This is a genomic window from Xanthomonas sp. F14 (assembly GCF_014199865.1).
In genome coordinates, this window is the sequence record NZ_JACHOM010000006.1 from 211,389 (window position 1) to 236,309 (window position 24,921).

The 24,921-nt window shown below is 66.3% G+C and carries 19 protein-coding genes; 13 read left to right on the forward strand and 6 right to left on the reverse strand.

What is annotated here, in order from left to right; translation table 11 throughout:
* The first annotated feature begins 16 nt into the window (after window positions 1-16).
* The 3 genes from GGR73_RS19260 to zwf all read left to right on the forward strand — a co-directional run bounded on the left by GGR73_RS19260 (window position 17) and on the right by zwf (window position 4,068).
* Complete coding sequence (locus tag GGR73_RS19260) at window positions 17-346, forward strand: phosphotyrosine protein phosphatase (RefSeq protein ID WP_184458379.1); 330 nt, start codon at window positions 17-19, stop codon at window positions 344-346.
* A gap of 63 nt (window positions 347-409) precedes the next feature.
* Entirely contained in the window at window positions 410-2,209 is a 1,800-nt protein-coding gene (locus GGR73_RS19265; protein WP_024940582.1) for a glycoside hydrolase family 15 protein, read from the forward strand.
* Window positions 2,206-4,068, forward strand: a complete 1,863-nt coding sequence (gene zwf, locus GGR73_RS19270; protein WP_184458381.1) for a glucose-6-phosphate dehydrogenase — start codon at window positions 2,206-2,208, stop codon at window positions 4,066-4,068. Before GGR73_RS19265 ends, zwf begins: the two co-directional genes overlap by 4 nt.
* Window positions 4,069-4,377: 309 nt before the next feature.
* Here the strand turns inward: zwf and GGR73_RS19275 are convergent, their stop codons facing one another.
* A complete protein-coding gene (locus tag GGR73_RS19275; RefSeq protein WP_053051610.1) occupies window positions 4,378-6,189 on the reverse strand; it encodes a monovalent cation:proton antiporter-2 (CPA2) family protein in 1,812 nt (603 codons plus the stop codon).
* 548 nt (window positions 6,190-6,737) lie between these two features.
* Between GGR73_RS19275 and mgtE the strand changes: the two genes are divergently transcribed.
* The 9 genes from mgtE to GGR73_RS19320 all read left to right on the forward strand — a co-directional run bounded on the left by mgtE (window position 6,738) and on the right by GGR73_RS19320 (window position 19,160).
* Complete coding sequence (gene mgtE, locus GGR73_RS19280; protein ID WP_065033437.1) at window positions 6,738-8,105, forward strand: magnesium transporter; 1,368 nt, start codon at window positions 6,738-6,740, stop codon at window positions 8,103-8,105.
* A 260-nt stretch (window positions 8,106-8,365) separates the two neighbouring features.
* Window positions 8,366-11,074, forward strand: coding sequence for a bifunctional acetate--CoA ligase family protein/GNAT family N-acetyltransferase (locus GGR73_RS19285; RefSeq protein ID WP_039521122.1), 2,709 nt, complete (start codon window positions 8,366-8,368; stop codon window positions 11,072-11,074).
* Between the two features lie 106 nt (window positions 11,075-11,180).
* Window positions 11,181-12,221, forward strand: coding sequence for a DUF475 domain-containing protein (locus GGR73_RS19290; protein ID WP_102252509.1), 1,041 nt, complete (start codon window positions 11,181-11,183; stop codon window positions 12,219-12,221).
* A 1,291-nt stretch (window positions 12,222-13,512) separates the two neighbouring features.
* Window positions 13,513-16,011 (forward strand): ribonucleoside-diphosphate reductase subunit alpha, encoded by a 2,499-nt coding sequence (locus GGR73_RS19295; RefSeq protein ID WP_046345023.1) that lies wholly within the window; start codon window positions 13,513-13,515, stop codon window positions 16,009-16,011.
* Window positions 16,012-16,196: 185 nt separating this feature from the next.
* The gene (locus GGR73_RS19300) at window positions 16,197-17,240 is read left to right on the forward strand and encodes a ribonucleotide-diphosphate reductase subunit beta (RefSeq protein WP_046345022.1); all 1,044 of its coding nucleotides are present in this window, start codon (window positions 16,197-16,199) and stop codon (window positions 17,238-17,240) included.
* Between the two features lie 200 nt (window positions 17,241-17,440).
* On the forward strand, window positions 17,441-17,926 hold the full coding sequence (locus GGR73_RS19305; protein ID WP_039521114.1) for a flavodoxin: 486 nt from the start codon (window positions 17,441-17,443) through the stop codon (window positions 17,924-17,926).
* A complete protein-coding gene (locus tag GGR73_RS19310) occupies window positions 17,898-18,224 on the forward strand; it encodes a thioredoxin family protein (RefSeq protein WP_024940689.1) in 327 nt (108 codons plus the stop codon). The genes GGR73_RS19305 and GGR73_RS19310 overlap by 29 nt, the downstream gene beginning before the upstream one ends.
* A 40-nt stretch (window positions 18,225-18,264) precedes the next feature.
* Complete coding sequence (locus GGR73_RS19315; protein ID WP_184458383.1) at window positions 18,265-18,717, forward strand: hypothetical protein; 453 nt, start codon at window positions 18,265-18,267, stop codon at window positions 18,715-18,717.
* A 38-nt stretch (window positions 18,718-18,755) separates the two neighbouring features.
* A complete protein-coding gene (locus GGR73_RS19320) occupies window positions 18,756-19,160 on the forward strand; it encodes an acyl-CoA thioesterase (protein WP_024940687.1) in 405 nt (134 codons plus the stop codon).
* A 6-nt stretch (window positions 19,161-19,166) separates the two neighbouring features.
* On the opposite strand, the gene GGR73_RS19325 is transcribed toward GGR73_RS19320, so the two are convergent.
* From GGR73_RS19325 to GGR73_RS19340, 4 genes are all read right to left on the reverse strand, one after another.
* Complete coding sequence (locus GGR73_RS19325) at window positions 19,167-19,682, reverse strand: hypothetical protein (RefSeq protein WP_024940686.1); 516 nt, start codon at window positions 19,680-19,682, stop codon at window positions 19,167-19,169.
* Between the two features lie 369 nt (window positions 19,683-20,051).
* Window positions 20,052-20,996: a 2-dehydropantoate 2-reductase gene (gene panE / locus GGR73_RS19330; RefSeq protein WP_184458385.1), complete on the reverse strand. Its 945-nt coding sequence runs from the start codon at window positions 20,994-20,996 to the stop codon at window positions 20,052-20,054.
* 5 nt (window positions 20,997-21,001) lie between these two features.
* A complete protein-coding gene (locus tag GGR73_RS19335) occupies window positions 21,002-21,805 on the reverse strand; it encodes an ABC transporter permease (protein ID WP_046345017.1) in 804 nt (267 codons plus the stop codon).
* Entirely contained in the window at window positions 21,802-22,818 is a 1,017-nt protein-coding gene (locus GGR73_RS19340) for an ABC transporter ATP-binding protein (protein WP_024940739.1), read from the reverse strand. The genes GGR73_RS19335 and GGR73_RS19340 overlap by 4 nt, the downstream gene beginning before the upstream one ends.
* A gap of 35 nt (window positions 22,819-22,853) precedes the next feature.
* Here GGR73_RS19340 and GGR73_RS19345 point away from each other — a divergent pair, with 35 nt between their 5' ends.
* Window positions 22,854-23,681, forward strand: a complete 828-nt coding sequence (locus GGR73_RS19345; protein ID WP_024940738.1) for a ferredoxin--NADP reductase — start codon at window positions 22,854-22,856, stop codon at window positions 23,679-23,681.
* Window positions 23,682-23,941: 260 nt separating this feature from the next.
* Here the strand turns inward: GGR73_RS19345 and dmeF are convergent, their stop codons facing one another.
* On the reverse strand, window positions 23,942-24,916 hold the full coding sequence (dmeF, locus tag GGR73_RS19350; RefSeq protein ID WP_184434868.1) for a CDF family Co(II)/Ni(II) efflux transporter DmeF: 975 nt from the start codon (window positions 24,914-24,916) through the stop codon (window positions 23,942-23,944).
* Between the last annotated feature and the right edge of the window lie 5 nt (window positions 24,917-24,921).

Here is a 24,921-nt window from a genome sequence, read left to right on the forward strand (position 1 = left end):
CGGCGCACCGCTGCGGGTGCTGTTCGTGTGCAGCCGCAACCGCCTGCGCAGCCCCACTGCCGAGCGGGTGTTGGCCGAGTGGCCGGGCGTGCAGACGCAATCGGCCGGGCTGGCCGCCGATGCGGAGGTGCAGCTCACACCGGAGCTGTTGCATGAGGCGCAGCTGGTGCTGGTGATGGAGCGTCGCCATCTGCAGTTGTTGCGCAAACGCTTCGTCGCGCATCTGCGCCATTGCCGGGTGATCTGCCTGCAGATTCCCGACGACTACGCGTATATGGATCCGGCACTGATCCGTCGCCTGGAACACACGGTGCCACCGCTGCTGCGTTTGCCGGTGCAGTCGTAACCTGATCCCGACACCGCGCATGCAAAACTTGGCCCTCCCTCGCACGAAGGAAGCGCCTCTACGATGAGCGTGCGTATCGAGGACCACGCCATGCTGGGCAATTGCCACAGCGCGGCCCTGGTCGACCACCGCGGCACCATCGACTGGCTGTGTCTGCCACGTTTCGATTCCGATGCGTTTTTCGCGTCCCTGCTGGGCGATGAGCAGCACGGGCAATGGGCGTTGTCGCCGGCCGGCGACTTTCGCAGCGAGCGTGCCTACGAAGACGACAGCCTGGTGTTGTGCACGCGCATGCACACCGACACCGGCACGGTGGAACTGGTCGACTTCATGGTCGCCAGCGATGAAGGCGACGGCCACCAGCACCTGGTGCGGATCGTGCGTTGCGTGCAGGGCCAGGTGCCAATGCACATGCGCCTGACCTTCCGCTTCAACTATGGCCGCACCGTGCCATGGGTGACGCGCATCGACGGTGGCATCCGCGCCATTGCCGGCCCCGACCAACTGGCGCTGCGCTCGCCGCAGGCGCTGCACGGCGAGGACATGGGCACCGAAACCGACTTCACGCTGCGGCAGGGCGAGAGCACCTGGTTTGTGCTCAGCCACGGCCTGTCGCATCAGCCCACGCCGGCGGCGATCGATCCGGAACAGGCGCTGCAACGCACGACCGCGTTCTGGCATGGCTGGGCGCGGCGCTGCACCGATGTCGGCCCCTGGACCGCGCAGGTGCGCCGCTCGCTGGTGGTACTGAAAGGGCTCAGCTATCTGCCCACCGGCGGCATCGTCGCCGCACCGACTGCCTCGCTGCCCGAGCATCTGGGCGGCAGCCGCAACTGGGATTACCGCTACTGCTGGCTGCGCGATTCGGTGTTCACCCTGATCGCCTTGCTGCAGGCCGGCTATCGCGACGAAGCAGAAGCTTTTCGCGACTGGGTGCAACGCGCCATCGCCGGTTCGCCGGATCAGTTGCAGGCGCTCTACGGCATCGCCGGCGAGCGCCGCCTGCAGGAGTGGGAGGCGCACTGGCTGCCCGGCTATGAAAATTCCGGGCCGGTGCGGATCGGCAACGGCGCGGTGGACCAGTTCCAGCTCGACGTCTACGGCGAGCTGATCGGCGCGTTCCATTACGCACGCGAAAAGGGCGTGGCGCCGCCGTCCGATGACGATGGCTCGTCGGCATCGTTGCTGGAAAAGGTGCTGGAGACGCTGGAAACGCTATGGCGCCTGCCCGACGAAGGCATCTGGGAAATCCGCGACGAGCGCCGTCATTTCGTGCATTCCAAGGTGATGGCCTGGCTGGCATTCGACTGCGGCGCGCGCGATGGCATCACCAATGCCGATGCGGCCAAGCGCGCGCACTGGGGCCGCATCGCCGACGACATCCGCGCCGAAGTGCTGGAAAAAGGCGTGCACCCGGACGGGCACTTCGTGCAGAGCTACGGCTCCGATCGCCTGGATGCGGCGTTGCTGCTGATCCCGATCGTGGGGTTCCTGCCGGCCGATGATCCGCGTATTGCCGCGACCGCCGATGCGATCGCACGCGATCTGACCATCGATGGATTGGTCGAGCGCTATCGCGCCGACGACAGCGCCGACGGCTTGCCGGCCGGCGAGGGCACCTTCCTTGCCTGCAGCTTCTGGCTGGTGGAAAACTACGCCCTGCTCGGGCGCACCGAGCAGGCACGCGTGCTGCTCGAGCGCCTGCTCGGGCTGTGCAACGACGTGGGCCTGCTCGCCGAAGAGTACGACCCGCGCAGCAAGCGCATGCTTGGCAACTTCCCGCAAGGGTATTCCCACGTGGCTCTGGTCAATGCGGCATTGCGCCTGCACGGACGCATGGGCAAAGAGGAAACACATCCATGAACGAACAAGCCACCACCCCGCCGTGCATCATCGTGGTGTTCGGTGCACGCGGCGATCTGACCAAGCGCCTGGTGATGCCGGCGCTGTACAACCTGCGCCGCTCCGGTGCGCTGGGCGAGCAGTTCGCCATCGTCGGCATGGATCACGGCGATATCAGCGAGCGTTCGTGGCGCACCATGATGGGCCAGTCGATGACCCAGCTGCTCAGCAGCCGCGATGCCGAATTCCAGACCGACGAATTCGACACCGACACCTGGGAGTGGCTGCGCGAGCGCATGCATTATCTGCGCGGGGATTTCACCGACCTGGGCGCCTATCAAACCCTGGGTGGCGCGTTGGAGAAGCTGCACAAGCGCTACGGCACCCAGGGCAACGTGCTGTTTTACCTGGCCACCGCCGCGCGCTTCTTCGAGCCGGTATTGCTCAACCTGGGCGAGGCCGGGCTGGTTAGGCAACGCGAGGGCGAGGGCTGGCGTCGGGTGATCGTGGAAAAACCCTTCGGCCACGACCTGCCCAGCGCCGTCGCGCTCAACGCCACCGTCGCCAAGGTGCTGCATGAGGACCAGGTGTTCCGCATCGACCATTTCCTCGGCAAGGAAACCGTGCAGAACATCCTGGCGTTCCGCTTCGCCAATGGCCTGTTCGAGCCGGTGTGGAACCGCGACCGCATCGATCATGTGCAGATCACCGCCGCCGAAACCATCGGCGTGGAAGGGCGCGGGCGTTTTTACGATCCCACCGGTTGCCTGCGCGACATGGTGCCCAATCACCTCTTCCAACTGCTGGCGATGATTGCGATGGAGCCGCCGGCCGCGTTCACCACCGAAGCGATGCATCGCCGCCGCGCCGAAGTGATCGAAGCGGTGCGCCCGATCAAGCCCGAAGACGTGGTGCGTGGCCAGTACGCCTCCGGTGCGGTCAATCGCAGCGCCGTGCCCGGCTATCGCGAAGAAGACACGGTGCCGGACGATTCGGAAACCGAAACCTACGTGGCGATGAAGCTGCAGGTCGACACCTGGCGCTGGGCGGGTGTGCCGTTCTACCTGCGCACCGGCAAGCGTCTGCGCGAGCGCACCACCGAGATCGCGATCCGCTTCAAGCCTGCGCCGCTGGCGCCGTTCCGCAGCACCGAAGTGGGCGGCTATGGCCCCGACTGGCTGGTGCTGCACATCCAGCCCGACGAAGGCATCTCGCTGCAGTTCGACGTCAAACGCCCCGGCGCGCAGGTCAGCCTGGCACCGGTGCGCATGGACTTCCGCTACCGCGACTGGTTCCCCAAGGAATACACGGTGGGCTACGAGCGCCTACTGCAGGACTGCATGAACGGCGAGGCCGGCCTGTTCCAGGATGCGGCAATGGTGGAAGGTGCCTGGCGCATCGTGCAACCGATCCTGGATGCCTGGAAGCAACCGCCCAGCGATTTCCCCAATTACGCCGCCGGCAGCGCCGGCCCCTCGGCCGCCGACGCCCTGCTGGCGATGAACGGTGGACACGCCTGGCGCGCGCTCACCCCCGGCCGCAAGCCACCGCCGCGCCGCGCACCGGAAGCGCGCAGCAGCGCCACCACGCCGATCAAGAAAGCCACCGGGAAGACGGTCAAGAAGGCTGCCAAGGCGCCGGCCAGGAAGATCACCAAGGCGGCAGCCGAAAAGGTCACCAAGGCGCCAGCCAAGCGCGCATCCGCGGCTGCAGCAAGACCATCGCAGGATGCGGCTACGTCGCCGGGCAGTGCGGCAAAGAAAGCCGCGGGCAAACGCGCAACCGGCAAGGTCGCAAAGACCGCCGGCAAAACCGCGGCTGGCAAGAGCGCAGCCAAGAAGTCGGCCAGCAAGCCCGCGGCGCGAACGCCACGGCGCTGACGGAGGCAGCCGCCGCAGCTCCACGTAGGAGCGTGCTTGCGCGCGACGGGCTTTATCGGTAACGCCCGGTCGCGCGCAGGCACGCTCCTACGAAGGGCGAAGTGATGGTGGGTGGTTGGTGGGGCTCGCCGTCACATTGGCGTATGACTTGGACGCAATCGGCCGCTTGCGTGCAGGTCGTTTCCAAGGCATCGACTGCGTCACTACCGCTGACGAACGATGCACCACATCCACGTAGGAGCGTGCCTGCGCGCGACGAGGCTTTATCGGTAACGCCCGGTCGCGCGCAGGCACGCTCCTACGCAGGGCTCAGCGATCCTGTGTGGTAGGCGCGGGCTCGCCGTCCACATCGGCCTTGACGTCGGCTTCGAACAGATTCATCAGGTCGGCGCGTGCGTCGCGCGAGGTCTGGATCACCTTGGCTTCGTCGTCATAGACCAGGTGCTGGCGATGCAGCAACTCTTCGTCGTGCTGGCGGAAGCGTTTGACGTGATCCTTGGCAACCGCCTCGCCCAGGCCGAGCGAGGTCAGCACGCGTTCGCTCAGTTCCAGGCTGGAGGCGAACACCTCGCGGAACGGTTCGGCGCCCAGGTCCATCAGTTTCCAGGCGTGCTGGCGATTGCGTGCACGGGCCAGCACCGTGGCCTGCGGGTACAGGCGGCGGATCAGCCGCACCGTCTTGATGTTGGTGTCCGGGTCGTCCACCGCGATCACGAACACCTTGATGCGGTCGGCGCCGGCGGCGCGCAGCAGTTCCGGTCGCGTGGGGTCGCCGTAGTACAGCTGGCTGCCGAAGCGGCGCAGATCTTCCACGGTGTCCGGGTTGTGTTCCAGGGCCACGAACGGCACATGCCGCGCGGTGAGCAGGCGCGCGACCACCTGACCGAAGCGGCCCATGCCGGCGACCAGTACCTTGGGCGTCTGCGCATCGATGGTGTCGAACGGGCGGTCGGACTTGGGCGCATGCAGCCGCAGCGGCCCGTTGAGGATGCGCTGCATGCCCAGCAGCAACAGCGGGGTCAGCGCCATCGACACGCCGACGACGGCCACCAGCCGGTCGTGGTTGGCACGCTCCAGCAAGCCGACCCGATCGGCCTCGTTGAACACCACGAAGGCGAATTCGCCACCCAGCCACAACACGCTGCCCAGCATCAGGCTGCTGCGCAGCGGCAACTTCGCCACGCTGCCGATGCCGACCAGCAGCGAGAACTTGACCACCAGCAGGATCGCCACGCCGCCGGCGATCAGGCCTGGCTCGGCGACCACCCGGTTCAGATCGATGCCCATGCCGACCGAGATGAAGAACAGCCCCAGCAGCAATCCTTCGAACGGCTCGATCTGCGATTCGAGCTCATGGCGGAATTCCGAATCGGCCAGCAGCACGCCGGCGATGAAGGCGCCCAGGCTGGCGCTCAACCCGGCTTCCTGCATGATCCAGGCGGTGCCCAGCACCACCAGCAGGGCGCTGGCGGTGAACACTTCCGGCATGCGCGTGCGCGCCACCACGTTGAACAGATGGCGCAGCACGAAGCGCCCGCACAGGATCACCAGCGCCAGTGCCGCGACCGCCTTGGCCACGTCCGGCCATGCCAGCGTGGCGTTCTTGCTGCCGCCGAGCAGCGGAATGGCCGCCAGCAACGGAATGGCGATCAGATCCTGGAACAGCAGGATGGCGAACGCCAGGCGCCCGTAGTCGCTATTGAGCGCCTTGCGCTCGGCCAGCAGCTGCAGGCCCACCGCGGTGGACGACAACGCCAGCGCCACGCCGACGATCAACGCGCTCTTCCAGCCCAGGTTGCCGAGCATCAGCAGGCCACCCAGGATCAGCGTGGTCACCACCACCTGGGTGGCGCCGGCACCGAACACCGAATGACGCATCACCTTCAGGCGGGCCGGCGACAGTTCCAGGCCGATCACGAACAGCAGCATCACCACGCCGATCTCGGCCGCGCCGCTGATGCGCTCGGCATCCTGCACCACGCCCACGCCATCGGGCCCGAGCACCACACCGGCGACCAGATAGGCCAACACCGCGCCCAGGCCGAAGCGCTTGAACACCGGCACCGCCACGATGGCGGCCAGCATCAGCACCAGAGCCAGTTCCAGACCACCGCTATGCATGCACGTTCTCCGTTGAGGTTCGCATTATGCCGCCCGCGGTCGGCTGCTGGCCTGGATCGGCGTGCGCTGCGTGCAACTGTGTGGATTGGCGGTGTGCGCTGGTCCGGTGATGCGAGCCGGCAGCACCACCTCGCGGGCAGCAATGCGCCACGTCGTCCGCATGACTGAGCCGCATGTCGCCACGTCGTTCCGCATTGCATGCGTGCACGCAGCCGCCGTTGCAGGCAATGACCCACGGTCCTGGTCGGTCGCGCACGGCTGGTCGTCGGGTGCAGTGCAGGCGCTTGTCGACATGACAGGCCCGGCGTTGTGGCGTCCGCCTGGACGCCCGCTGAGCATGGCCTGCGCAGGGCATTGACCAAGCGGGCGCAGGCGCGCAGACTGCGCCGCGCTGCCGCCCGGATCACCGGCCGGTACGCACTTTTCGGAGCCCTTACTCATGTCCAGCGACAGTCACCCTAGACCCGGGTCGATGACCCAGCTGGCGCGCGCCTGAGGCTCAGGTTCGCTGGCTGTCATCGACGACGGTCGTCACCAGGCGAACCACCATGCACAACGAAACCCTGCGCCTTGCCCAAGGCGTCGATGCCTTGATCGCACCCATCGCCGACTTCAACACGGCCGATGCGGTGGAATACCTCAACACCCTCGACCGCGACGAGGCCGCACAGGTGCTGGCCGCGCTGCCGCAGCCGCGTGCGGTGAAATTGCTCGAACAACCCGAGCTGCATGCCGCCAGCGCGCTGGTCGCGCTGCTGCCGGCCGAGCAGGCCGCCTCCCTGCTCGGGCAGATGGCCGACGACCGCGCCACCGACATCTTCCATGGCCTGGATGCCGAGCAGCGCCAGCCGCTGCTGTGGCTGCTCAGTGCCGAGGCGCGGCTGTCGATCCAGGCGTTGATGCGCTACCCACCCAATACCGCCGGCGCGTTGATGACCACCGAGTTCGTGGCGGTGCCGGCCGACTGGACGGTGGGCCGCACGTTGCAGCACATCCGCGAGGTGGAGCGCAGCCGCGAGACGGTCTATGCGATCTATCTGCTCGACCCGCACAGCCGCGTGCTGACCCAGGTGGTCACCATGCGCCGGCTGATCACCGGCGCGCCGGAGGCGCCGATCCTGGAGGTGGCGCAGGTCAATCCGCCGGTCACGGTGGACCCGGCGCTGGACCAGGAAGAAGTCGCCCGCCTGATCCGCCGCCACGACCTGCTGGCGATCCCGGTGGTGGATGCGCACGGCCATGTGCTCGGCATCGTCACCGTGGACGATGTGCTGGACGCATTGATCGCCGAATCCACCGAGGACGTGCACAAGTTCGGCGGCATGGAAGCGCTGGACAAGCCCTACATGCAGATCGGCTTCGGTCAGATGATCAAGAAGCGCGCCGGTTGGCTGAGCGTGCTGTTCCTGGGCGAAATGCTCACCGCCAGCGCGATGCAGCACTTCGAGGACGAGCTGTCCAAGGCGGTGGTGCTGACCCTGTTCATTCCGCTGATCATGAGCTCGGGCGGCAACTCCGGCTCGCAGGCCACCTCGCTGCTGATCCGCTCGCTGGCACTGCGCGAGCTGCGCCTGGGCGACTGGTGGAAGGTGGCGCTGCGCGAGCTGCCGACCGGGCTCACCCTGGGCACCATCCTGGGCCTCCTGGCGATCGTGCGCATCACCATCTGGCAGACCGCCGGCCTGTACGACTACGGCCCGCACTGGCAGATGGTGGCGCTGACCATCGGCGCGGCGCTGATCGGCATCGTCACCTTCGGCTCGCTGTCCGGCTCGATGCTGCCGTTCGTGCTGCAACGGCTCGGCTTCGACCCGGCCAGCGCCTCGGCGCCGTTCGTGGCCACGCTGGTGGATGTCACCGGGCTGGTGATCTATTTCAGCATTGCCGCCGCGATCTTGAGTGGCACGCTGTTGTAATCGGTTGCCTTGGAGGCCTGGCGAGCAGTCGCCAGGCCTCTATCCATGCGGGACGTGTCTCGACTGACCGGAAGGGTGAGTGCCTGCGTCCTTGGCGCATCAGGTGCATCGGCCTGGTGCATCGCCGACTCTAGCGATGCCTCTGCACCCCCGGTTGGGGAGGTGACCCCTGCGTGACACACTCATGGTGCACAGCGCGCCGATGCCTGGATCCATCAGTGCGTGTACCGTAGCGCGATGGCATTGTTCTCTTCCGCACGATGAGTACCTACCACCTGCAGCAGGTCTTTCGTCCCACCACCGTGGCGGTGGTCGGCGGCAGTCCGCGCGATCGCTCGGCCGGGCGGGCGGTGGTGCGCAATCTGCGCGCGGCCGGGTTTCCCGGGCAGATCGGCTGGGTGAGCCCGCGCTACAGCGAGATCGATGGCGTGCGCACGGTGGCGCGGCTGACCGATCTGCCGTGGGTGCCGGACCTGGTGGTGATCACCGCGCCAGCGCGCATCGTGCCGCGCATCGTGTCGATCGCGGCGCGGCGCGGGGTGGCCGCGGCGATCATCCTCACCGCCGGGCTGGGCAGCGGCCCCGGCTCGCCGGCCGCGCGCATGGAGGCGGCCGCGCGCGCCAAGGGCATGCGCATCCTCGGCCCGCACTGCCTGGGCGTGATCGCCCCGCATGCGCGGCTCAATGCCAGCATCGCCGCGCATTGCCCGCAGGCCGGCGACCTGGCGCTGATCTCCGAATCCAGCGCGATTGCCGCAGCCTTGGTGGAATGGGGCGTGGCGCGCTCGGTGGGGTTCTCGGCGGTGGTGTCGCTGGGCGATACGCTGGATGTGGATTTCGGCGATCTGCTCGACTACTTCGCCACCGACTACCGTACCCGCGCGATCCTGCTGTACGTCGAACGCATCGGCGATGCGCGCAAGTTCATGTCGGCCGCACGCGCCGCCGCGCGCGCCAAGCCGGTGGTGGTGGTCAAGTCCGGGCGCCAGTTCCGCATCAATCCCAATGCCGACACCCACGCGCAGGCGCTGGCCGGCTCGGACGCGGTGTACGGCGCGGCATTCGCACGTGCCGGCCTGCTGCGGGTGGGCGCGCTGGACGAATTGTTCGCCGCCGCCGAAACCCTGGGCCGGCTCGGCAGTTTTCCCGGCCGGCGGCTGGCCATTCTCAGCAACGGCGGCGGGGTGGGGCAGCTGGCGGTGGACCAGCTGGTGCTGCGCGGCGGCACCCTGGCCGAGCTGTCGGCCAAGACGCTGGAGCGGCTGGATCAGTCGCTGCCGCAGGGCTGGTCGCGCAGCAATCCGGTCGACATCATCGTCGATGCCGACGGGCCGCGTTATGCGGCGGCGATCGAAGCCCTGCTGGACGACCCGGAGAACGACGCGCTGCTGGTGGTCAACGTGCCCACCGCGTTCACCTCCTCGGCCGATGCGGCCAAGGCGCTGACCCGCGCGCTGGACCAACGCAACCGCTACCAGCGCGAAAAGCCGGTGTTCGCGGTGTGGCTGGGCCAGGACGATGCGGCGATCGCCGCGCTCAATGCCGCGCGCGTGCCCACCTATGCCACCGAGTCGGACGCGGTGCGCGGCTTCACCCACCTGGTGCGCTACCGCGAGGCGCAGGCGGCGTTGATGGAGACCCCGCCCAGCCTGCCGGAAGATTTTGTGGTGGATGCCGGCATCGCCCGGGCGGTGGTCGACGACGCCCTGGCCGCCGGTCGGCGCTGGCTGGACCCGGTCGCCACCAACCGCCTGCTGGCCGCCTACGGCATCCCGATCGTGCCGCTGCAGGTGGCCGCCACCGCCAACGAGGCCGCATTGCTGGCCGACCCGTTACTGGCCGTCGGCCGCACGGTGACCTTGAAGGTGCTGTCCAGCGACATCGCGCACAAGTCCGATGTGGATGGCGTGCGCCTGAACCTTTCCAGCGTGGCGGCGGTGCGCGAAGCGGCGACCGGCATCCTGGCGCGTGCCCGCGCCGCGCATCCCAATGCGCTGATCGAAGGAGTGATCGTGCAGCCCACCGTGCTGCGGCCCAAGGCGCGCGAACTGATCGCCGGGATCGCCGACGACCCGGTGTTCGGCCCGGCGATCGTGTTCGGCCGCGGCGGCACTGCGGTGGAAGTGATCAACGACCGCGAGCTGGCGTTGCCGCCGCTGGATTTGCGCCTGGCCCACGAGCTGATCGGGCGCACCCGGGTGTCGCGTATCCTCAAGGCCTACCGCGACGTGCCGGCCGCCGACGAGCGCGCGGTGGCGCTGGTGCTGGTCAAGCTGGCGCAGCTGGCCGCCGACATCCCCGAGATCACCGAGCTGGACATCAACCCGCTGCTGGCCGACCGCGACGGCGTGATCGCGCTGGACGCGCGCGTGGCGGTGGCGCCGGCGCGCAAGCTGCACAAGGGCCGCGGCCATCCACGCTTTGCGATCTTCCCGTACCCGAAGGAATGGGAGCGCCAGATCGGGCTGGGCGATGGCACGCATGCGCTGGTGCGCCCGGTGCGCCCGGAGGACGACGCGCTGTTCCGCGCGTTCTTCGCACGGGTCACCGACGAAGACCTGCGGCTGCGCTTCTTCCAGTCGGTCAAGCATTTCAGCCACGAATTCATCGCGCGGCTGACCCAGCTCGATTACGCGCGCTCGATCGCGCTGGTGGCCATCGACCCCAAGACCGGCGACATGCTCGGCGCGGTGCGGCTGCATGCCGACGCCGACTACGAGCGCGGCGAATACGGCATCCTGATCCGCTCCGACCTCAAGGGCCACGGCATCGGCTGGCAGCTGATGCGCATCATGATCGAGTACGCGCGCTGGCTGGGCCTGAAGCAGATCGAAGGCCAGGTGCTGCGCGAGAACCGCACCATGCTGGCAATGTGCCAGAGCCTGGGCTTCGGGGTCCGCCCGGATCCGGACGATGCGACCCTGATGGCGGTGACACTCCCTATAATGGGCGAGCCACGCCCGGCCTGACCTCGCGTCACGCCGCGGTCCCCCATCCTCCACCGCATGCCGGATCTGCCGGGCCTCACCCTGGCCGGTTGCTTCGGCTGTCGTCTCGGCCCGCCTGGGAGTGTCAATGTTTCGCGAGTTCAGAATGTCGTTGTTAGTCGCCGCCGTCTGCCTGGGCGTTGCCGCCTGGTGGGGCCACACCACCGCAATGGGACTGTGGCAGGCGCTGTGGCTGTGCCTGGTGCTGAGCGTGCTGGAGGTGTCGTTGTCGTTCGACAACGCGGTGGTCAACGCTGGCGTGCTCAAGCACATGAACGCGTTCTGGCAGAAGCTGTTCCTCACCGTCGGCATCCTGATCGCGGTGTTCGGCATGCGCCTGGTGTTTCCGATCGTGATCGTGTCGGTGGCCACCGGCATGGGCCTGGTGCCGGTGATGCAGATGGCGCTGAAGGAGCCGGACCGCTACAGCCAGGTGCTGACCGACAACTACCCGTCCATTGCCGCCTTCGGTGGCATGTTCCTGTTGCTGGTATTCCTGAACTTCCTGTTCGACCAGGAGCGCAAGCTGCACTGGCTCGGCCCGGTGGAACGGCTGGTCGGCAAGCTGGGCAAGGCCGATGCGATGTCGGTGATCGTGGCGGTGACGGTGCTGCTGTGCACCAAGCTGTTCCTGCCCGAGGCCATCTTCCAGAGCGTGCTGTTCGCCGGCCTGGGCGGCATCCTGCTGTACCTGCTGGTCGGCAGCGTGGATGCCTTGTTCGAGTCCGAAGAGAGCGAAGACGGCATGGGCCCGGCCAAGCGCTCGGGCATTGCCGCCTTCTTGTACCTGGAAGTGCTGGACGCCTCGTTCTCGTTCGACGGGGTGATCGGCGCGTTTGCGATCACCCGCGATGTGGTCATCATCATGCTGGGCCTGGCGATCGGTGCGATGTTCGTGCGTTCGATGACGGTCTATCTGGTGCACAAGGGTACGCTGGACGAATTCGTGTTCCTGGAGCACGGCGCCCATTACGCCATCGGCGTGCTGGCGATCATCATGCTGGTCGGCACCGTGTACCACGTCCCGGAAGTACTCACCGGCTTGATCGGCGTGGCCTTCATCGCCGCCTCGGTGTGGTCGTCGATCCGCTACCGCAAGCGCCACCACATCGGCCCGACCGAGATCTGATTCCTGCGCACGGGCAGCGCGCAAGGCGTCATGCCGTTTACTTGAGAGCGGCTGACAGTGCCTTCGTGGCCATCGGACGGCGCGGCTTGTCGGTGGCTTGGCTGCATGCCTTTGCACGCCCAACCTCGACGCTGTGGGTTTGCAGCAGGGCCGTTGTCCGCCCACCATCGCAGGACACGCCGCAAGTACGTCCTTGTAGGCTCTTACGCGGCATCCATGCCGCGTAAGGTCCCGCGACGGTGGGCGGGCAAGGACCAGTTGAGTTGGCCGGCGCGCGTGGTTTTCGACAAAGCAACCGGCAATCGGTGCGGTGTCCTCGCGCGCCCTCTACGCTGTGAGTTTGCTGCAGGGCCCTTGCCCGCCCACCCTCGCAGGACACGCCGCAAGTACGTCCATGTAGGCTCTTACGCGGCATCCCTGCCGCGTAAGGTCCCGCGACGGTGGGCGGACAAGGACCAGTTGAGTTGGCCGGCGCGCATGGTTTTCAACAAAGCAGCCGGCAACTGTCTTGCGCGGTGTCCTCGCCGATTGCGGGACCGTGTGGCGGCATGGATGCCGCCACCGAGCCCCCAGGGACGGGTTCACGGCGTGTCCCGCGAGCGGTGAGGGCGCCGCGCCCTCGACCCGACGTCGGCAGCGGCGAGTTCCTCCCACTGCCGGGCCGGGGAGTCGCCCCAGGTGTGCGGTGCCGCCTGAGGCAGTCACGGCCAACCGTGACCGGCTTCAGTGTCGATGGGTGTCGCAGCCAACCCAACCGGACCCAACTGATCGACAAAATTGCCGGTTTGGGCCTTGACTGCGCAGTCCAATTGGACGGGTTCGCAGCCTTGCGCCGACCGTTCGTCAGACAGTGCTTTGTGCTGTAAGGGTTTTCGGGATTTTCCTACATTTGGTGTTGACCCCTCCGGGGGACCCCACTATCTTGGGGGAGTCGGTGGTTGGTCGCCCCAAGGCGTCCGGACCAGTGAGAGCATGATTTGCAGCAGATTGCCAATCAAACGCCTCTCCGCGGCGGCAGCAACGAACGATCACAGCCATCCGGGCGTCGCCTGGAGCGGGCGGCGTGGTCTCGTTGCGCCGCGGTTGTTTCGCCACCGACCACTGCGCGACAGCACACCGCGCGGTGGCGGCCGTGGAATCTCCGGTAAGGAGATGGCTGGTGAAGGCGATGCCGCCGCAGACCGTGGGTCTTGCGTGCTGGTCGTCGCGCACCGCCATCGCTGTCCAGGGAGTCCGGATCCGGCCGCAACCCGTCCCCAGCCGGGTTCGTGTGCCTACGCATGGAGGACGCATGACCACCAACGACACCCTTGCCGCGATCGCCACCGGTACCGCAACACCCACCAGCGTTCCCGCCAGTGTCAGCGCGCCCGGTTGCGGCGCGCCGGAATTGACCGACCCGTCGGACATCGTGCCGCCTCCCCGCCAAGCCATTGCAATGCACGCACAGACCATCGAAGAACAAGCCGTCGCCACCTGGATCACCAAGGAAGCCGGCAACCGTCGGATTCCGTTCGAGCCGGAGCGCCTGGAGCGCGCCATCGACCAGATCCATGCCGAATTCCCGCAGCTGGACGTGGCCGACTACAAGCGCTCGGTGTTTGGCTTCGTCGACCGCAAGGACAGCGTCAACGCTGACGATCTGGTCGACCACCTGATCCGCGAGGCCGAGGCCCGCGTCGATCTGACCACCCCGGAGTGGGAGCACTTTGCCGCGCGCCTGTACCTGCGCCGCCTGTACAAGCGCGCCAGCCGCAACCGTTTCTACGACGCCAGCCAGAAGTACGGCTCGTTCGTCGGCCTGCAGGAGAGCCTGGCCGACCGCAATGTCTATTCCAACGACATCCTGCGCCGCTATTCCAAGGACGAGCTGATCGAAGCCGGCAAGATGATCGAGCCTGAGCGCGACAAGCTGTTCGCCTATAACGGCCTGTACCTGCTGGCCACGCGTTACCTGGCCACCGACAACTCGCGCGGCGTGTTCGAGCTGCCGCAGGAGCGTTGGCTGACCATCGCGCTGTACCTGATGCAGGACGAGATCGGCAACGGCAAGGGCAGCCGCGAGCGCCGCATGCAGTTGGTCGGCGAGGCCTACTGGGCGCTGTCCAACCTGTACATGACCGTGGCCACCCCGACCCTGGCCAATGCCGGCAAGGTCGGCGGCCAGCTGTCGAGCTGCTTCATCGACACCGTCGACGACAGCCTGCAGGGCATCTACGACTCCAATACCGACGTGGCGCGCGTGTCCAAGCACGGCGGCGGCGTGGGCGCGTACCTGGGCTATGTGCGTTCGTCCGGTTCGGCGATCCGCGGCGTGTCCAATTCCTCCGGCGGCGTGGTGCCGTGGATCAAGCAGCTCAACAACACTGCGGTGTCGGTGGATCAGCTGGGCCAGCGCAAGGGCGCCATCGCGGTCTATCTGGACATCTTCCACCGCGACATCGAGGCGTTCCTGGATCTGCGCCTGAACAACGGCGACCAGCGTCTGCGCGCGCACGACGTGTTCACCTCGGTGTGCATCCCCGACCTGTTCATGGAAGCGGTCGAGCGTCGCGGCGACTGGTACCTGTTCGATCCGCACGAAGTGAAGCGGATCAAGGGCTGGTACCTGCAGGACTTCTACGACGAGAAGAAGGGCGACGCCAACAGCAGCTTCCGTCGCAAGTACGAGGAAGTGGTCGCCGACGAGCGCATCACCCGCAAGACGGTCAAGGCGATCGAGATCTTCAAGCGGATCATGGTCAGCCAGCTGGAAACCGGCAACCCGTTCATGTTCTATCGCGATGAAGTCAATCGCAAGAACCCGAACAAGCACGAGGGCATGGTCTATTCGTCCAACCTGTGCACCGAGATCCTGCAGAACATGAGCCCGACGCGGATGATGCAGGAGATCATCAGCGGCAATCAGATCGTCACCACCAAGAAGGCCGGCGACTTCGTCGTGTGCAACCTGTCCTCGATCAACCTGGGCCGTGCGATCACCGTGCAGGCAGACCAGGCCGATCTGCTGGGTGCCGACGTGCTGGAGCGCTTGATTCCGATCCAGGTGCGCATGCTCGACAACGTGATCGATCTGAACCAGTTGCCGGTGCCGCAGGCCACCATCACCAACCAGAAGTACCGCGCCATCGGCCTGGGCACCTTCGGCTGGCACCATCTGCTGGCGCAGAAGTCCATCCACTGGAATGCCAAGGAAGCCGAGGACTACAGCGACGAGCTGTACGAGCGCATCAACTATCTGACCGTGCAGGCGAGCATGGAGCTGGCCAAGGAAAAGGGCACCTACAGCGTGTTCCGCGGCAGCGACTGGCACACCGGCGAGTATTTCCGTGCGCGCGACTACAACAGCCCGCAGTGGCTGGAGCTGTCCGCGCAGGTGGCCGTCAACGGCGTGCGCAATGCCTGGATGCTGGCGGTTGCGCCGAACATGAGCACCGCGCAGATCGCCGGTTCCACCGCCTCGATCGACCCGATCTACAGCGCGTTCTATTACGAAGAGAAGAAGGACTTCCGCCGTCCGGTCGCCGCTCCGGGCCTGTCGCTGGAAACCTGGCCGTACTACGAAAAGGGCGCCTACAAGGTCGACCAGTTCGCCAGCGTGCGCCAGAACGCGCGCCGCCAGCGGCACGTCGACCAGTCGATCAGCTTCAACTTCTACGTGCCCAGCACCATCCGTGCGAGCACCTTGCTGGACCTGCACATGACCGCCTGGCGCGAAGGCCTGAAGACCACGTACTACGTGCGCTCCAACGACATCGACATCAGCGAATGCGAGTGGTGTTCGAGCTAAAGCGCATGCAGTAGCTAAGCGCATTCGCGCTTCGCTTCCACGGTTCGCGTTGCGAACCGTGGACCCTGCTTCACCAGCTCCCACACCCCGCGCCTTCGGCGCGCCCCCTGACTTAAGGGGGCTTTCCTCCAGATTGATTTGTTGCGCCGCCGTGCAGGCGACGCCTGAAACACGAGTAGAAACCCATGTCCGCAACATCGCTTGAGCGCATCAAGATCCTGGAGCCGCGTCACCCGAACCGCTCCACCGCCATCATCAATGGCCAGACGTCCGGCATCCTCAACTGGAACGACATCCCGTACCCGTCCTTCTATCGGGCTTACAAGGAGCTGTCGACCAACTTCTGGATCCCCGACGAAGTGGACATGAAGGGCGACGCGCGCCAGTACAACGAGCTGTCGGCGCGCGAAAAGAACGCCTACGACTCGATCATCGGCCTGCTGGCCACGCTGGATTCGCCGCAGACGCGCTTCATCTACAACGTCGCCGAATACATCACCGACCCGGCCGCGCATGCCAATGCCGCGATCATCGGCCAGCAGGAAGTGATCCATAACGAGAGCTACAGCTACGTGCTGGCCTCGATCACCGGCCTGGCCGATCAGAACCGCGTGTTCGAGATCGCGCGCACGCATCCGACCATCATCAAGCGCAATGCGCCGATCATGGGCGCGTACGAAGACTTCATGCGCGACAAGACGGCCGAAACGCTGATCCGCGCGCTGATCCAGTCCTCGATCCTGGAAGGCATCAACTTCTATTCCGGCTTTGCGTATTTCTACAATCTGGTCCGCCAGAACCGCATGACCGGCACCGGCAAGATCATCAGCTTCATCAACCGCGACGAGCTGGCCCACTCCAAGTTCATCAGCGAGCTGATTCGCGCCATCATCGGCGAGAACCAGGCGCTGCAGGGCGACCAGCTCACCGATTACGTGCACAAGGCCTTCGAGCACGCGATCGACCTGGAAACCCAGTGGACCGCCGAAGTGCTGGACGGCATCGACGGCATCGATGTCGACGAGATGATCCGCTACGTGAAGTACCGCGCCAACAAGATGGCCGGCATGCTCGGCATCGAGAAGCTGTACGAAGGCGCCAACGACAACGTGATGCCGTGGATCAAGGCCTACGCCGACAACTTCACCGAAACCAAGACCGACTTCTTCGAAATGCGCAATGCCTCATACAAGAAGACCAATTCGGATAACGGCTTCGACGATCTGTGAGGAGCCGGGATTAGGTATTCGGGATTTGGAATTCGTCGCAGCCGCATCGATGCGCTTTACGAATCATCAAGATCCGGGATTGGAGAGTGGGTAGGTGGGATTTGCAACAGCAACTTGATGTGCTTTGACGAATCTCCACTTCGACTCTCCAATCCCTGCTTTAGACGAATCCCTAATCACGACTCCCGAATCGCCGCCCCATGAACATCCTGCTCGCACTGGCCTCGTTGAGCGGCAACACGCGCGATGTCGCGCGCAGTGTTGCACTGCGCTGCGAAGCGGCCGGGCATGCGGTGACCTGGGTGGAAACCGATGTGCAGACGCTGGCGCAGGTGCCGCATGCGCCGGGGCAGTACGAACTGTTTCTGCTCGGTAGCTGGACCGACAACGGCGGCCGTACGCCGGCAGAGATGAAACGCTTCATCGTCGAGTTGGTCGAGACGCTGGGCAAGCCGCCGCGGGTGGCGGTGTTCGGCACCGGCGAAACGCAATGGGGCGAGGACTATTTTTGCGGCGCGGTGCATCGCATCGCCCAGTTCTTCGCCAGCCCGTTTCCACGTTTGACCATCGAACAGATGCCCCACGGCCAGCGCGACGCGCAGGCCATCGCCGCCTGGACCGACGAGGTCCTGGCCCAATGCAAGAACGATCCCCATGATGCAGACCATTACCGTCACGTCGCCTGAGCACTACACCGCCGCCCTGGCCGCGCATCCGCGCCTGCTGGTCGACTACTACAAGGACAATTGCCCGGGCTGCAAGATGCTCGACATGTCGCTGACCAAGTTCGCCGCGAGCGAGGACGCCGCGGGCGTCGCATTGCTCAAGGTGAAGTTGGAAGTGGTTGGCGAGGAGTTCTTTCGCAGCCTGGGCCTGCGGCAGACGCCGACGTTGGCCTTGTTCAAGGACGGCGCGGAAGTGACACGTCTCCCCGGTTTCCAGTCGCCGGCGCAGGTCGAAGCGGCGGTCCGTAGCGGGCTGTGAGCGCGCCGGAAGTCCATCGCAACGGCGCAGGCTTCCGGCGATGAACGCCACCGTCACCATCGTCGCCTGGAGCTTCCTGCTGGCGGGGCTGGGGTTGTTGACCGGTGCGGCGCTGTTGCCCGATCAGGCGCGCTGGATCCTGTTGCTGCTGGGTGTGGCGTTCGGCGGCGTGGGGGGTGGCATCCTCGGTTATCGCGTCTGGCATGCGCGGCGTGCTGCGTGGTTGCGCCGGTATGGCACGGTGGTGGAAGCCCACTTGGTGTGCGTCGAACGCAATGCGTCCTTGCAGGTCAACGGCGTGCACCCGTTCCGTATCCTTGCCCATCACCAAGACCGCACGCACAACACCCTGACTGAGTATCGCAGCGACAACCTGTGGATCGATCCGCAGCCGTTTCTGGTCGACGGGCAACCGCTGCGGGTCCTGGTCGATCCACGACGCCCGGCGCGCTACCACATGGACCTGAGCTTCCTGCCGACGCTGCGCAGCTGATCTGGCTGGCTTTCCTTCCTTCTCCCGGTACCGCCTTCATGAGCAGCTCCACCACCGTTGCACCGACCGAGGCCCGCATGGCCGAGATCGTGTTCCCCAACCACACCAACCACATGGGCACACTGTTCGGTGGGCAGGCGCTGGCGTGGATGGACAAGGCCGCCTTCCTGGCCGCCTCGCGCTATGCGCGTCGTGCGGTGGTGACCGCGCGCTCGGACCAGGTGGATTTCAAGCTGCCGATCCGCCAGGGCCAGATGGTGGAAACCATCGCGCGGGTGGTGGCGGTGGGGCGCAGCTCGATCAAGGTGGAAGTGGAACTGATCGCCGAAGACCTGCTCAGCGGCGCACGCGAGCTGTGTACCCGCGGCCACTTCGTGATGATCGCGCTCGGCGACGACGGCAAGCCGACCACGGTGCCGCCGCTGCCCGCGGTCAGCAGCTGAGGGTGCTTATTCCTCGACCTCGCGGTCCTCGCGCTTGGTTTCCGCCATCGCCTCGGGCTCCAGCTCTTCGGCGCTGCGATTGAGTTTGACGAATACGCCCCAGGCGATCAGCAACAGCGCCGCGCACAGGCCCACCGCCGCCGCATACGGCAGCTTGGCCGGGTCGTCGTGCATCAGCTCGAAGATCGACACCAGCGTTTCGATCGCCAGCGCAATCACGATCACCACGAAGAACCGCGACAGGTAGCGGCGTACGCGCGTGGGGCCGCTGACCTTGACGTCGCGCAGGATCTCTTCCTCGAAGATGGTCTGGCCCAGCTCCAGCGTCACCAGCGCCACGGTGAGCAGGCCGATCGCCTCCAGCACCACGTTGAAGCGGTCGCGCACCACCATGTCGCCGCCCGGGGTAAAGCCATGCCACAGCTCCAGCCCGGCCATCGCCACCAGACCCGCCGCGCACAGCACGAAAAACGCCAGGATCACGAAATGACCGGCACGGAACAGGTGGCTGAGCGCTTTCATCGGCGGCGACACGGACAAGGGGGACGCAGAGCATCGTGTGCACCGCGTCGTTGCAGCGCGAAGGCAATGGCAATGCCCACGCCCATGTCGGCGGTGGCGCGTTGCGGCGATGTCGCCTTGCAGTGGTCATGCGTTGGCACTGCGACGCATGCGCCTGATCGAAGCAGGCATCAGGAACCGGCTTCTTTGCGAAGACCGCTTCAACGATCAGCGCCGAAAGGGCGTCAATCAGCTGCAACAAGCGTGGAGGTGCCAGAGAGGGAGGGCGCCACGCGAAAAGCCGTCCGCTCCAGGTCACAGCCCGTCCCCCACCGGGGGAAGGTGCCCGCAGGGCGGATGGGGGCACGGTTCACGCACACCCCAACACCCTCAGCTATGCCGCAACACCTGATACGCCTGCAGATGCACATTCGCCGCCATCAGCAGCGGCGCGTTGCGCCCTGTCTCGCGCACCCGCTTCAACATGTCGCCGACGATCTGCGCCGCTTCCACGTCCTGGCCGGCTTCCAGATCGCGCAGCATCGAGGCCTTCAGCGGCGAATCCACCTGCAACAAGGTCTGCAGCGCCTTGGCGCGGGCAGCTTCCGGGATCGGCTGCCCGGCCGCATCGGCGGCCCACAGGCATTCGTTGTACAGGCCGTTGATCAACGCGCGGCCGTCGTCGGTGGCGACGATCGCCCCGACCGGTGCACGCATCAGGCAGGTCGCAGCGGCCAGCGCGGTGAGGAAGCTGTACTTGATCCACTGCTCCTGCGCGATCTGCTCGCTGGCCACATGATCGATGCCGGCCTGCGCGCAGGCCGCCGCAAGCGCCTGCACCCGTGCCGATGCGGCGCGGCCATCGCGCTCGCCGAAGGTCATCGCCGCCGGCTTGCCCAGGTGCAGGATCTCACCGTGCTCGCCCTTGGTCGCGCTGATGAAGCACAACCCACCCAGCACCCGCGCCGCACCGAAACGCTCGTCCAGCGTCGCGTAATGGCGCAGGCCGTTGAGGATCGGCAGCACCGTCGCGTGCTCGCCCACCGCCGGCGCAATCGCCTCGATCGCGCTATCCAGGTCGTAGGCCTTGCAGCTGAGGATCACCAGATCGAACGGCCGCTGCGCCACCAGGGCCGGCAGGTCCTGCGCGGTGACATGCGCCACCGGCAGATCCGCATCGCCCAACGGGCTGCGGATGCGCAGGCCATCGGCCTGCAGTTGCGCCGCCCGCGCAGCGCGTACCAGAAAGGTCACATCGACCCCGGCCTGTGCCAGGCGTCCGCCGAAATAACCGCCGGTGCCGCCGGCACCGAGGATGAGGATACGCATCGCCATCGTCATCAGCTCCGCAGACCCACGCCACGGCGCAGCAGCCACAGCGCCAGCGCGCTGAGCACCGCGACAAAGCCCAGCATCAGCGCGTAGGCGACCCAGATCGGCACGTCCGAGCTGCCGAGCAGGCCGTAGCGGAACGCGTTGACCATGTAGAAGATCGGGTTGGCGTGGGTGGCCGCTTCGGCCCACGGCGGCAGCAGCTTCACCGAATAGAACACGCCGCCCAGATAGGTCAGCGGGGTCAGGATGAAGGTCGGCACGATCGCCACGTCGTCGAACTTCTTGGCGTACACCGCATTGACGAAGCCGGCCAGCGAGAAGATGGTCGCGCCCAGCAGCACCGTGGTCAGCGTGACCAGCGGATGCGGGATGCGCACCGGGGTGAAGAACATCGCGATGATCAGCACCAACGCGCCGACCATCACCCCGCGCAGCACCGCGCCGGAGACGTAGCCCCACAGGATCACCCAGTTGGGCATCGGGCTGACCAGCAGCTCTTCCACATGCCGGCCGAACTTGGCGCCGAAGAAGCTGGAGGAGATGTTGCCGTAGCTGTTCTGGATCACGCTCATCATCACCAGGCCCGGCACGATGAACTGCATGTACGAGTAGCCGCCCATGTCGCCCACGCGCGAGCCGATCAGCCCGCCGAAGATCAAGAAGTACAGCGTCATGGTGATGGCCGGCGGCACCAGGGTCTGGCCCCAGATGCGCAGGATGCGCTGCACTTCGCGGCGCACGATGGTGCCCAGCGCAGTCCAGTTGCGGCGCGCGTTGGTGGGTTCGGTCACGGTGCGGATCTCGTTCATGGCTGGCCTCCGCTGCGCGGCTGCGCGGGCGGTGTGCCGTTGGGGGCGACGGGCGTGGGGGCGGTGGCCGGTACCGGGGCGTCACCAGTCAGGCGCACGAACAGCTCTTCCAGGCGATTGCTCTTGGTGCGCATCGAGCGCACCCGGATGCCGGCGCTGCCGAGCGTGGCGAACACGCGGTTGAGGTCCATCGCGCGCGGCATGTCCAGGTCCAGCGTGTGGCCATCGATGGCAGTGAGCGTGGTGCCTTCGATCACCGGCAGTTCGGCCGGCAGGACACCGTCGATATCGAACAGGAAGCCTTCCACGTCCAGCTTGGCCAGCAGTTCGCGCATCGGCCCCTGGGTGACGATCTGGCCGTGGTTGATGATGGCCAGGTTGCGGCACAGGTGCTCGGCTTCTTCCAGGTAATGCGTGGTCAGGATGATGGTGGTGCCGGCGGCGTTGATCTCCTTGAGCACGCGCCACATGTCGCGGCGGATCTCGATGTCCACGCCGGCGGTGGGCTCGTCCAGGATCAGCAGCCGCGGCTGGGTCATCATGGCGCGGGCGATCATCAGCCGGCGCTTCATGCCGCCGGACAGCGTGCGGCTCATCACCTGGGCCTTTTCCCACAGGTGCGAGCGGCGCAGCTCGGCTTCGGCCAGCGCGGCGGCCTGCTCGCGCGGCATGCCGTAGAAGCCGGCGTAATTGACCAGGATATCGAAGGGTTTTTCGAACAGGTTGAAGTTGACCTCCTGCGGGACCAGGCCGATCAGGCGCATCGCATCGCTGCGTTGGCCGACCAGGTCGGTGCCGAACACTTCCACCTGGCCGGCGGACAGGTTCACCAGCGAGCTGATGATGCCGATCAGGGTGGATTTGCCGGCGCCATTGGGGCCGAGCAGGGCGAAGAAATCGCCTGGCGCCACGTCCAGCGAGACACCCTTGAGCGCCTGGGTGCCGTTGTCGTAGGTCTTGCGCAGATCGCACACACGCAACGCGGGTGCGGTGATCGGAGATGGAGAATTCAAGATATTCCTTCGCGTCAGCGTGACGGCGCAGCGAGTTGCAGGCCGTTATTATAGAAGCCCGCGGGGGCAAGCCCCGATCACAGACTGTCCCAAATACGTTCGTGCCCGTTCAATTCCCCCTCAAGCTTGTCGACCGGCGCATGATTGCGCCCACCGTGGCCCACTGCCAGTTCCTGCGTGACGACGGGCAGCCGCTGGATTTCCAGCCCGGGCAGTTCATCCAGATCCATTTCGATGCCGCCGACGGCACGCCGACCAAGCGCAGCTATTCGCTGGCGACCATCCACGACCATGCGCTCGGACCGGGCGAGGCGGTGGATATCGCGGTGAGCTTCGTGCCCGGCGGCTCGGCCACCGCGCTGTTCGAAGGCCTGCAGATTGGCGACCAGTTGCAGGCCAGCGGGCCCTACGGGCGCTTCTGCCTGCCGCCGGGCGACCACAACCGGCGTTATGTGCTGATCGCCACCGGCACCGGCGTCACCCCGTACCGCTCGATGCTGCCGCTGCTGGCCGAGGCGATCGCCACCCGTGGCGTGCAGGTGCTGCTGCTGCAGGGCGCGCGCACGCCGGCCGAGCTGTTGTATGGCGACGACTTCCGCGCGTTTGCCGATGCGCACCCGCAGTTCCGCTACGTGCCGTGTTTTTCGCGCGAGCTGCCCGAGCAGCCGCATGCCGATGTGCGCCAGGGTTACGTGCAGCAGCAGCTAGCCGAATGCGCGCCCGACGCGCAGGGCGATATCGCCTACCTGTGCGGCAACCCGGACATGGTGGACAGCTGCATCGAGGCGTTGAAGGCAGCCGGCCTGCCGAACGCGCAGATCCGCCGCGAGAAATACGTCAGCCCGGCTCCGGCGAAAACCTGAGCCAGTCGCGCGGTGCCGGGCTGGCTTGCTCGGTACCCGCCGATCGCGCCCGGTACGCGGTTCCCGACGCGTTCAAGGCCGCTCGACAGCATTGCGATGCTGTCCCGGCCATCCCTCCCGCCCACTGTGCGCTGCTGCAGTCGCATCCTGTGCTCCGGCGCGTGGTGCAACTGGAGCCACTGCTGCTCGGGCTGGCATTCTCGCTGACCGCTTCCGCGCTCACTACTGCAGGGCGCCGAATGCAGCGCGCCGCCGAATCGTCAGGCTGCAGCCCGCGTCGCTGGCGGGCGCTGCAGCTCGACGGTGATGTGCACCAGTTCTTCGTGGATCTGCAGGGCAGCGCGGACCAGGTCCGCATCGATGTCGGCCGCCGTGACCAGACTGACGACGCAGGCATAACGATCGCTGCCCACGCGCCAGACATGCAGGTCGCCGATGTCGATGGCGTGCGGCAGCTCGGCGATGACCTGCTTCACTTCTTCCACCACCGGCGCATCCATTTCCGCATCCAGCAGCACGCGGCCGGTACTGCGCAGCAGCCCCCACGCCCACACGGTGACCAGCACCGCGCCGAGCATGCCCATGATCGGATCCAGCCAGGTCACGCCCCAGTACATGCCGGCGAGCAGCGCGACGATCGCCAGGACCGAGGTCGCCGCGTCGGCCACCACGTGCAGATACGCGGCACGCAAGTTGAGATCGGCATGCCCATCGTGGTGATGACCATGACCATGACCGTCATGCGCGTGGTCGTGGTGATGACCATGCGCATGGCCGTGCGAGTCGCGTAACCACCAGGCGCAGATCAGGTTGACCAGCAGGCCAATGACGGCAATGACGGTGGCTTCCTGGTACTGGATGGGCTTGGGCGAGAACAGCCGTTCCAGCGACTGGAACGCCATCAGGCCGGCCACGCCCAACAGCAGGATGGCGCTGGTATAGCCGCCCAGCACTTCGACCTTCCAGGTGCCGAAGCTGAAACGCAGGTCGTTGGCATTGCGCCGCGCGAAGCGGTAGGCAAACAGTGCCAGCCCCAGCGCCAGTGCGTGCGAGCTCATATGCCAGCCATCGGCGAGCAGGGCCATGGAATTGAGCGTCCAGCCGCCGACGATCTCCACCACCATCATGACCACGGTCAGGATGACGGCCTTGCGGGTGCTGCGCTCGGCAAGCGGGTTGGCGCTGGCGAATGTGTGCGACTGCGCGCAGTGCGGTGCGGCGTGCGTGATCGACATCGGAG